Genomic DNA, 10,450 nt, shown 5'->3' with positions numbered 1-10,450 from the left:
ATCCAACTTGGAAATGATGTGAAACAACTTATGCACGATATAGCCAATAGATACCATTTTAGAATAAGCAAATGGAAGTAGATAAGGATCATATCCATTTGCTTATTCAGTATGAGCCTAAGATGAGTATTCTTGAAATCGTGAGACTACTCAAGCAAATGACTACGTTTCATATTTGGAAACAACATGAAAAGTATCTTTCTAAACATTTTTGGAAGGAACGAACCTTTTGGAGCGACGGATATTTCGCTTGTTCCATTGGAAATGTCAGCAAAGAGATGATTCAAGAATAGATTCACGAACAAGGATGAAAACCGTGGGCGTACATCCACGAACCTAAAGGTATCGTGGTTTTACGCCCACAGATAAAAAAAACCTAACGTACGGAAGTCTTGCTTTATCTAAAATGTTTAAATGTGGAGAAATCACAAAGTGAACAAATTATCAGATGGCAATCTCTTATATACAATAGAAGAAATAAGTTGAAAGACAAACTTCCTTGGCAGTAAAGGTCCACTGATGGAAGTCTCGTTTTATTTGATCAACAACGTTTTTAGTAGAGAGGATCCTTGACTTATAGTGAATATATGGGATTATGATAGTTTGGAAGAATACATTTATGGAGTGAAACATGATGAGCAATCAAATTAAAGTAGGAATTGTTGGATACGGTAATCTAGGTAGGGGGACTGTAGAAGCAATTAAACAATGTCCGGATATGGAGCTTGTGGCTATTTTTACAAGAAGAACTCCCGACAGTGTTTCAGTTAATGAATCAAATGTGCAAGTTTTACATATTTCAGATGCAGAGAAATATAAAGATGAGATCGATGTTATGATTTTATGTGGTGGGTCGGCGACTGATCTTCCTGATCAAGGACCTTATTTTGCTAGAATGTTTAACACAATTGATAGTTATGATACACATGCTAAAATTCCAGAATATTTTAGCGTTGTTGATAATGCAGCGAAGGAAAGTGGAAAGACAAGTATTATCTCAGTTGGTTGGGATCCAGGTTTGTTCTCACTCAATCGCTTAATGGCAGAGGCTATTTTGCCAAATGGTGAAAACTACACTTTCTGGGGAAAAGGACTAAGCCAAGGGCACTCAGACGCAATCCGACGAGTCGAAGGTGTGGTAGGTGGAGTTCAGTATACTGTACCGATTACAGAAGCGGTGGAAAAAGTGAAAAGTGGAGAAAACCCTGAATTAACGACTGCAGAAAAACATCAACGTATTTGTTATGTAGTTGCTGAAGAAGGATATGATAAAGCAAAAATTGAACATGACATTTTAACGATGCCTAACTACTTTGCTGACTATCATACAGAAGTTAACTTTATTACAGCAGAAGAATTAAAAGCGAATCATTCACAATTGCCACATGGTGGATTTGTCATTCGAGGTGGAAAAACAGGTGATAATCATAAACAAATTATTGAATTTTCACTTAACCTCGAGAGTAACCCAGAATTTACCTCTAGCGTTTTAGTAGCATATGCAAGAGCTGCATATCGTTTAAACAAAGAGGGACAAGCTGGTGCAAAAACGGTTTATGATGTTGCGCCTGGGTATTTGTCTCCTAAGTCTGCAGAAGAATTGAGAAGAGATTTGTTGTAGAATTTACCTAAGCTATGGGAGTCAGGAAGTGGTAGTGGATTCCAGGACTCCTAGATGCTTTTCATCTATATTCTCCTAAATAATAAGAGGGGGACTAAGTAATCTAAACGCCTCCTATACTGTTGGAGATGCTTGCAGCATGAGTGAAGAGAGGTCCCCTATCCATTTCTATACTATTCAGACCTGTTAAGAATTTCGTAAAGTTTAGAGCAAATTCAATTTTTTCCATGTTATTGGATTCGTTTAAAAAATAATTAACAATCCTGTCCTTTAAAGAAATTTACGATGCTATAGGGAGTGACAAGCTACTCTTTTATGTTAAAATGAATTAGTATTTTGAATTTTCGCACATAACATATCGTGCTGCTCGAAAGGAAGGATCCAATGATTATAGGGCTACTTATTATTCTACTTCTTGTGCTATTTTTGCCCTTTTTCGTTAAATATATTGAAAAAAATTTAGAAGTATTTTTATTTATCATGGGTTTTTTAGCTGCAATCGTTGGTGGAGTTTTTGACACACATCTCCTTATTAAAGGACTAGAGGATCCGATTAAAATTACGATTGCCGTATTGGTCGCCGGACTATTATTTAAGTGGCTTCAGTCACCTTTAGAAAAGGCGATTCTTGGCATCAGTCATACAATCCCTTTTCGCCTATTTATCGCTCTAATTGTTATCATATTAGGTTTGATTTCAAGTGTAATTACTGCGATTATCGCCGCTCTAATATTGGTATTAATTGTAAGCGTGATCAAACTTGATCGTCAATCAGAGGTTAGACTTGTTGTTTTAGCTTGCTTCTCCATTGGGCTAGGAGCGGCTTTAACACCAATTGGAGAGCCACTGTCAACAATTGCTATTAGTAAATTAGGAGAGGATTTCTTTTATCTCTTACAGATAATTGGACCTGAAGTTATTTCTGCTGTCCTGATTTTTGGCGTTATTTCTGCGTTTCTTGTGCATCCAAAACAAGATAGTAGAGGCTTAGCTAGCGATCAATCAAGTGAATCTTACAAAGAGATTATTATCCGGACGGTTAAAATTTATTTGTTTGTTATGGGACTAACACTTTTAGGGGCAGGATTCGAACCTTTAATCAACCAATATCTTCTTGATTTACATCCGGCTGTCTTATATTGGATCAATATGATTTCAGCTACTCTTGACAATGCTACTCTCGCTGCCGCTGAAATCAGCCCTGCGATGGACGAGCCAACAATAAAGGCAATCCTACTAGGTCTTATGATTAGTGGTGGGATGCTAATACCAGGTAATATTCCGAATATCATTGCGGCTGGAAAGCTAGGCATCGAAAGTAAGGAATGGGCAAATTTCGGAGTACCTGTTGGCCTAATTGCTATGGTTGTTTATTTTATTGTCCTTTTTGCATTTTAAGAATAGTAGTTACTAATAGGAGAAGATTTATTGTTACATATGCTAAATTGTCTTTTGGTTGCAATTGACAATAAAAATTTCTATTTAAAAAGGAACCCATTAAATGCTAGGTGGGTTCCTTTTATTAGTTCCTATAGTGGGGAGTGAAACAATGAAGGAAAAGTATTTTGATGAATTGTTGAACATTAATACAGGGGGAGACCAAAAGGGGTTCAATAAGTCATTGCATTATCATCGTTATGAACCAACACCGTACAGTGCATTAGAAAAGTTATTCAATCATTATGAAGTGAAAAGTAGTGATCGAATTGTCGATTTTGGGTGCGGGAAAGGGCGATTAAATTTCTATATCAATTATTTTTTTCATGCAACGGTTATAGGTGTAGAAATGAACGAAACTTTTTATCAAGAGGCAGTTGCGAATCGAGAGCGTTATTTGAAGAAAGCGAAAAATAGAAATGATCATATCTATTTTCATTGTTGCTTTGCAGAGGAGTATCAGATTGACATATTGGACAATCGCTTTTACTTTTTTAATCCGTTTTCTATCCAGATTTTTATAAAAATTATCAACAATATCTTACTTTCTGTAGAGAAGTCTGAGCGGGAAATAGAACTTATTTTATATTACGGATCAGAGGATTATATTTATTTCTTAGAGAACCAAACCTCATTTGAATTGAAGGATGAAATAATCCTGACAGGTAGAAATGAACATAATCCCTTTGAGAGGTTTTTAATATATAGGCTAGGATTTTAGGTTGCGTGCGTAGTACGATCGTTTTTTCGACAGAAACGACAAATTTTCGAGGAGTGAAAGTTACTATATTATGATAAAATTAAGAATATTCATATTACACAATGGGAGTGAAGATAGTGAATACAATCTTAAAAAACGGCGTAGCAATGGCAGAAATAAAAAAGGCCGGAGCAGAGATCGTAAGCTTTAAACGTTTAGAAGATGGCACTGAATATATGTGGAATGGTGATGAAACATTTTGGCCAAGCCATGCGCCAGTATTATTTCCAATTGTCTGTGCAGTTGTTAATGGTGAAATTAGAGTAGATGGTAAGACCTATCAAATTGGTAACCATGGATTTGCAAAGTGGAGTGAATTTGAGTTAGTTGAAGAAAGTGATACAAAAGCTGTGTTTAAGTTAACTTATAACGAAGAAACATTAACTAAGTACCCTTTCAAATTCGATTTATTTATTACATATACATTAGTTGAAAATAAGCTTGAGGTAAAATATAAAGTAGACAATATCGATGATAAAGATATTTATTTCCAAATTGGTACACATCCGGGTTTTAATTGTCCATTAGATAAGGATACTCAATTTGAAGATTATTATCTTGAATTTGAAAAAGAAGAGACTCTTGAGCGATTCTTTATGGATAAAACGAATGTAGTCATTAGTGGGAAATCTGATACTTTAATTAAAGATAGCAAAATATTACCGCTAACGCATGAGCTCTTCTATGAGGGAGCACTTGTATTCAAAAATATAAATTCAAGCAAAGTTACGTTGAAAAGTAAAAAATCAGCTAAAAATGTCGTTCTTTCTTATGAAAATCTCCCAACAATGGGAATATGGCAGCCGAAGAATGCTCCGTTTGTTTGCATAGAACCTTGGTATGGATTAGCTGATACAGATGATTATACTGGGGAATTTAAAGACCGTGATCGAATGATTCATTTAAAACGAGATGAAAGTTTTGAATGCTTACATGTAATTGAAATGAATTAATTACAAGTACTTGCTAATCGACACAGTCAAATCATTTTCGTCGAATTGGCAGGTACTTTGTAAGTATCTTCTGAATAACTTCCCTAGTACACATAAATGCTTTCCTTTTTTCTTCTTATACCCTCTTTCCATTATGTAGCACCCAAGTTATTTGTTCATCAGGTTTCTTTTACTATTAAAGCGAAAATGACAAACTTAAATACTGCGATGTGGTGGTAATAGTGGAGGCTTGACACGAAATGTCGGACTATTTAATATATTTATATATCAAAACATGATCGTAGCTTACTAAACAGCGAGAGGCTCTTTCATCTTTGCTCCTTCATATTTAAAGGGATTTTGATAGTGCGTAAGTAAGGATTAGGGAAAATGATTATCAGTTCCGTTCGCCATTAAACGAACGGATACTACAGTTTTTTAGAATATATATGGAGTAAAAATACTCACTGATTAATAATTAGAGGGGGGAAAAGGATGAGCTTATTAAAGAACCAAGAAGCGGTTAACAATAAGTATGCATTTTTAAGTGAAGATGAAATTGTCAAGTATGTCAAAAAGCATGGCTTCTTTCAGGAACAGGAACAAGTGTCAGTGACGGAAATAAGTGATGGTAAAATTAATCATGTGTATCGAGTGGTAGGTGAGCACAAGTCATTAATTTATAAGCAGGCTGTACCTTACGCTAGAACGGTAGGAGAAACGATGCCATTGCCTCTTGATCGGGTAAGAGTTGAGGCGAAAGTATTGCAGGAATATAACAAGATTCTTCCTGGTTCTGTCCCGCAAGTTCTTCTATTAGATGAGGTCATGGCAATTGTGGTGACGGAAGATATGGCTCCAATGGAAGTGGGACGGGTTGCTTTAATTAATGGGACAGAGTCGGCAAGATTTTCGGAGGATGTTGGTGTATTTAGTGCCAAGACAATCTTTTATACATCCGATTTTTACCTCGATCCAATGGTAAAAAAGGAACTGAATGCATCTTTAAATAATCCAGGTATGAGACGTCTAACAGAAGAATTAGTTTTCGATTGTCCATTTAATTTTCATGAAAGTAACTTTTTTGAAGAAGCACTGAAAAACGATGTGCTATTTCTTAGTCGTGATCAAAAGTTGCGGTTGGAAGTAGCGAAGTTGAAACATAAATTTATGACCAAGGCGGATGCGCTGATTCATAGTGATTTACACAGTGGTGCTATTTTTACTGGGGAAGACAAAACAATCGTATTCGATACTGAATTTGCTTGTTTTGGTCCTTTTGGATTTGACATGGGTCATTTTATTGCAAACTTGTTTTTAAATGGAATCGGCAGTCCTGATTTCCAATTTAAACGTTTTCAAAATGCTCTTGAATCATGGTATGCGTTTACCGATACTTTTTCGCAACTATGGAGAAATGAATCAGCTGAGCCTTATACACAAATTGATGGCTATCTTTCTGATTTATTGGAGGAAATTTTCGCCGACATGTTGGGGTATGCAGGGTGTGAATTGATTCGTCGTGCCATTGGCATTGCGCAAATTGATGATTTGAATCATGAGAAAGATGAACAAAAACGCATAGAGAGAAGAAAAAGGGCGGTAGAATTGGGGAAATATTTAATTATGGAACGTAACAATATTCGCTCTTTAGAAGAATTGGAAAATTGGTTTAATTAGTCCTGAAGAACAAAAGCGCAAGCGCCTTGATCAGCCCCGACAAGCATAAGCCAATCAGGAATAGAAGGTGTTTTTTACCTTCAATTCCTGATTGGCTTATGACCTCGAGGGGCTAGGCGCTGGAGCTGGATGTCGTGCACTTATCTACAGTACAAGAATTTTATAATTTCCTAAACGATAAGGAAAAGTCGTCTCAAATGGGCGGTTCATTAAAAAATAAGATGAATGAAGGAGGATGTTCTATGGGAGTTACTGCTACGTATCTATTTCCAACGCATCCAGAGCAAAGGAAAATAGCTGAACAGCATGCATTAGGTCTGACAATCGGTTCTTGGACAGACATACAGCATCTCGAACAAGAACAATTAAAGAAACATAAAGGTGAAGTAGTATCGGTGGAAAAAGGAGAGGTCAAGGATACGATCAAAATCTATTATCCGGCTGCTAATTTTTCTGCAGATCTTCCTGCAATTTTTACCACTGTTTACGGAAAGCTATCTTTCTTCGAAGGGTATGAACTCATTGATTTAACTTTTGACGGAGAATTACTCGCACAATTTCCTGGGCCACGGTTTGGTGTGAATGGAATTAGGGAACAACTAAATGTTTCTGATCGTCCATTGTTAAAAGCTATTTTTAAAGGGGTAATGGGAAGAGACCTTTCCTTCTTTTCTGCTCAACTAGAAGAGCTGTTAGCAGGCGGAATTGATCTAATTAAAGATGATGAAATTCTTTTTGAAAATGAATTAACTCCTTTTTATAAGCGGATTACAACGGCAAAAGAGATCATCAATCGTCATTATGAACATACTGGGCAACGTGCGCTATATGCGGTGAATTTGTCAGGTAGAACGAATGAACTTCATGAGAAGGCGGAGCGCGCAGCAGAATTGGGAGCAAATGCTTTATTATTCAATGTTCATGCGTATGGATTGGATGCACTTCAAACGTTGCGTGAAAATAATAATATTAACTTACCAATTGTTGCCCATTCAGCCTTATCGGGTGTCCTTGCTGGACAAGCTGGTGGGGGATTCTCGTATTCGTTACTAGTAGGAAAATTAACACGTCTAGTAGGTGGAGATTTTTCACTATTTCCAAGCCCATACGGAAACGTTGCGATTTCTAGGTCTGACGCATTAGCAATTAATCAGACGCTAACAGAAGAGAATGGCTTTGAAAAAACGTTTGCTGTTCCTTCTGCTGGGATACATCCTGGAATGGTACCGCAATTACTGAAGGATTTTGGCGATAACCTTGTCGTAAATGCAGGTGGCGGCATATTTGGACATCCAGATGGACCAACATCTGGTGCGCAAGCCTTTAGGGCAGCAATAGAAGCAAGTGTAAACAATATCCCATTAACGGAAGCTGCAAAAACATCTGAGCCTTTGAAACGCGCTATCGATCAATGGGGGACTGTTGTCACTTCGTAAGATAAATGAATAGAATTTTGTTTGATATTCACAAAAGCTTGGCATCATGCCAAGCTTTTGTTGTATAAAGGAAAACTTAATGATTTGACAAGTAGGGAAGACGATTAAATAGTTGTTTATGTAATAGGAGAAAGATGGAAGGATGATTCAAGTCTGTTTAAGTTCTAAAAGAACTGCTAAAGACCAAAAAACCGAGTCTCCTCTGATGGTGAGAAAATCGGTTAGTTGGTCACTTTGATAGATTTTGTTAGATTTATATACTCTTTCTTGCTTTGCTGCATTAATTGTTTTTGCATTTCGTTAGAGACTTTTAACTTTTTAGGATGACAGTTAATATCCCCGTACAAAGAATTTGTATACATTTCAATTCCGTATTTAAATGATTCTAAAAGTTTTTTCATAAGTATTATCCCCTTTCTAATTTATACTCTTATTATGGTGTATAAGCTAAAAATTAACAATGTTGATGGAAACGGCAACAATGGATAAGAAAACGGCAACATAATTGATGAAAACGGGGCCACACGCTCTTATCTCATCATTTCGCTGTTTTCCTTGTGTTTTCCATGGTTTTGAAATTATCTTGATCTATTGCAGTAAAAGAGAAGGGAAGTCTCGCAATCTCCCAAAAAAAATAGACCAAAACGCTAGGCGCTTCAGTCTGCTAATTAAACGTTTGATTAAGGTGTAGGTCTACCTTTTAGGAAGTTAGACTATACCTAATGGTTCTATTAAAAAAAACTCTATTCTATAACCCGTGTCCTACACCTAATTCATGTTCCTCATCGAGAGGAACAGTGATATCACGTAAATGTTTTTCAAGATCTGCACTGAAGGTCGCTTTTTGCTCTTCATTCCAATCTAGCTTTTCACCCATTAGTGCCATTACTGGTATTTTCCATTGGTTCACCCATTCGGTATCAAAAAGCAATGATCCTGTACGTCTTAAAAAGAAGTCAACTGGTGTATAGGTAAATTCATTCGTAATTGAATAAATAACTTTAGCATATAGATCGATCGGCACTCCAAATTTTTCTGCTTCTTGTTGGTCTTTCTTAACTAACTCGTAAAGATCATCAATATTTGATCCATATTTTTTGACGAGTGAATAAGCTGTTTCTTCAGTTAAGCCGAGTCCTACTCCTAGTTTCATTTTGTCTTTCATGAAGGCTTCAAAATTTTTCGAACCGCCAACATGGCCTCCTGAAATTGGCATGTTTTTCGTCTTGCAAGGAGGAAAAGTCTTTCCCTCTACTTGTTGAAATTTCGATGCAATTAAATCTACAATTGTTTCAGCCATCTTTCTATATCCAGTTAGCTTTCCACCAGCAATTGTAACTAATCCGGACTCCGATTCCCAAATTTCATCTTTTCTTGAAATTTCAGATGCACCTTTTCCTACTTCGTGAATTAAAGGTCTTATCCCTACCCAGCTTGATACAAAATCACTAGACGTAATGTTTAAACTTGGAAAAATAAAATTAATCATCCCAATCACATATTCGATGTCCTTTACTGTCATTCTAGGGTGTGCTATGTCCCCTTTGTAAGCAGTATCTGTCGTACCGACATACGTTTTTCCGTCTCTAGGGATCATTAAGACCATCCGACCATCTGGAGTGTCAAAATAGACGGCTTGTTTTAAAGGTAAAACACTTTGGTCAAAAACGAGATGAATTCCTTTTGTTAAATGTAATTGCTTACTATTTAAGGAATGATCTTTTTTTCTTAAAGAATCTACCCATGGACCTGCGGCATTTACTATTTTTTTCGCACGTATTTCACTTACTTGACCATTTACTTGATTAACGATTTGAACTCCTATGACTTTGCCATCTTTATAAATAAAATCAGTAACTTTAGTGTAATTAATGACTGTTGCACCTTGAGTTGCTGCTTCTTTCATCACTTCAATTGTTAATCTAGCATCATCGGAACGGTATTCGACGAAACGACCGCCTCCTACTAACCCATCTTGCTTAAACTTAGGCTCCAATGCTAGAAGTTTTTTTGTATCCAACATACTCTTTCGTTCTTCCTTTTTAACCCCTGCTAGAAAATCATAAAGGCTAAGCCCGATTGTAGTCATAAACATTCCGTTAGGCCCCTTTTTGTATAGAGGCATGATCATCCATTCGGGAGTCGTAACATGTGGCCCATTTTCATAAACAACTGCCCGCTCTCTCCCTACTTCAGATACTAATTTGATTTCTAATTTCTTTAAGTAACGTAACCCGCCATGAATCATTTTCGATGAACGACTGGAGGTTCCGGCAGCAAAATCCTGCATTTCAACAAGTGCCGTTTTAATGAAGCGACTGGTAGCATCTAAAGCAATACCTGCCCCAGTGATTCCGCCTCCAATGACTAATAAATCAAATTCTTCTGCTTGCATCTTCGCAATAATTTCATCTCGCTTTAAACTTGAAAACTGTTCACTCACTAAGCATACCTCCATTTGTGAAATAGATAATGATTTATTACTTTATCCGGTATTAACGGGCAGACATATCTGAACCTCTAAGAAGCGAAGGTGGGGATAACTGCTCGTAAAAGCTAAGGTAATTCTTGTTTTATTGAAGCT

The 10,450-nt window shown here is 36.6% G+C and carries 9 protein-coding genes; 7 read left to right on the top strand and 2 right to left on the bottom strand.

Annotated features, from left to right (window positions below; genetic code table 11):
- Positions 1-71: 71 nt before the first annotated feature.
- The 7 genes from tnpA (at position 72) to K9V48_RS19455 (ending at position 7,866) form a co-directional block, all read left to right on the top strand.
- A complete protein-coding gene (gene tnpA / locus K9V48_RS19485) occupies positions 72-293 on the top strand; it encodes an IS200/IS605 family transposase (RefSeq protein WP_224140828.1) in 222 nt (73 codons plus the stop codon).
- 341 nt (positions 294-634) lie between these two features.
- The gene (locus K9V48_RS19480) at positions 635-1,621 is read left to right on the top strand and encodes a diaminopimelate dehydrogenase (RefSeq protein WP_224140827.1); all 987 of its coding nucleotides are present in this window, start codon (positions 635-637) and stop codon (positions 1,619-1,621) included.
- Positions 1,622-2,005: 384 nt separating this feature from the next.
- The gene (locus K9V48_RS19475; protein ID WP_224140826.1) at positions 2,006-3,019 is read left to right on the top strand and encodes a DUF1646 family protein; all 1,014 of its coding nucleotides are present in this window, start codon (positions 2,006-2,008) and stop codon (positions 3,017-3,019) included.
- Between the two features lie 151 nt (positions 3,020-3,170).
- Positions 3,171-3,779, top strand: coding sequence for a methyltransferase (locus tag K9V48_RS19470; protein ID WP_224140825.1), 609 nt, complete (start codon positions 3,171-3,173; stop codon positions 3,777-3,779).
- A 116-nt stretch (positions 3,780-3,895) separates the two neighbouring features.
- Positions 3,896-4,771 (top strand): aldose 1-epimerase family protein, encoded by an 876-nt coding sequence (locus K9V48_RS19465; RefSeq protein ID WP_224140824.1) that lies wholly within the window; start codon positions 3,896-3,898, stop codon positions 4,769-4,771.
- A gap of 474 nt (positions 4,772-5,245) precedes the next feature.
- The gene (gene mtnK, locus K9V48_RS19460) at positions 5,246-6,430 is read left to right on the top strand and encodes an S-methyl-5-thioribose kinase (RefSeq protein WP_224140823.1); all 1,185 of its coding nucleotides are present in this window, start codon (positions 5,246-5,248) and stop codon (positions 6,428-6,430) included.
- Between the two features lie 242 nt (positions 6,431-6,672).
- A complete protein-coding gene (locus tag K9V48_RS19455; protein WP_224140822.1) occupies positions 6,673-7,866 on the top strand; it encodes a 2,3-diketo-5-methylthiopentyl-1-phosphate enolase in 1,194 nt (397 codons plus the stop codon).
- Positions 7,867-8,087: 221 nt separating this feature from the next.
- Here the strand turns inward: K9V48_RS19455 and K9V48_RS19450 are convergent, their stop codons facing one another.
- Positions 8,088-8,267, bottom strand: coding sequence for a hypothetical protein (locus K9V48_RS19450; RefSeq protein WP_224140821.1), 180 nt, complete (start codon positions 8,265-8,267; stop codon positions 8,088-8,090).
- Positions 8,268-8,614: 347 nt separating this feature from the next.
- A complete protein-coding gene (locus tag K9V48_RS19445; RefSeq protein ID WP_224140820.1) occupies positions 8,615-10,324 on the bottom strand; it encodes a glycerol-3-phosphate dehydrogenase/oxidase in 1,710 nt (569 codons plus the stop codon).
- Between the last annotated feature and the right edge of the window lie 126 nt (positions 10,325-10,450).

The sequence above is a fragment of the Metabacillus rhizolycopersici genome (assembly GCF_020075705.1).
Note: the sequence above shows the minus strand (reverse complement) of the source record. Positions and strands in the feature narration are given on the sequence as shown.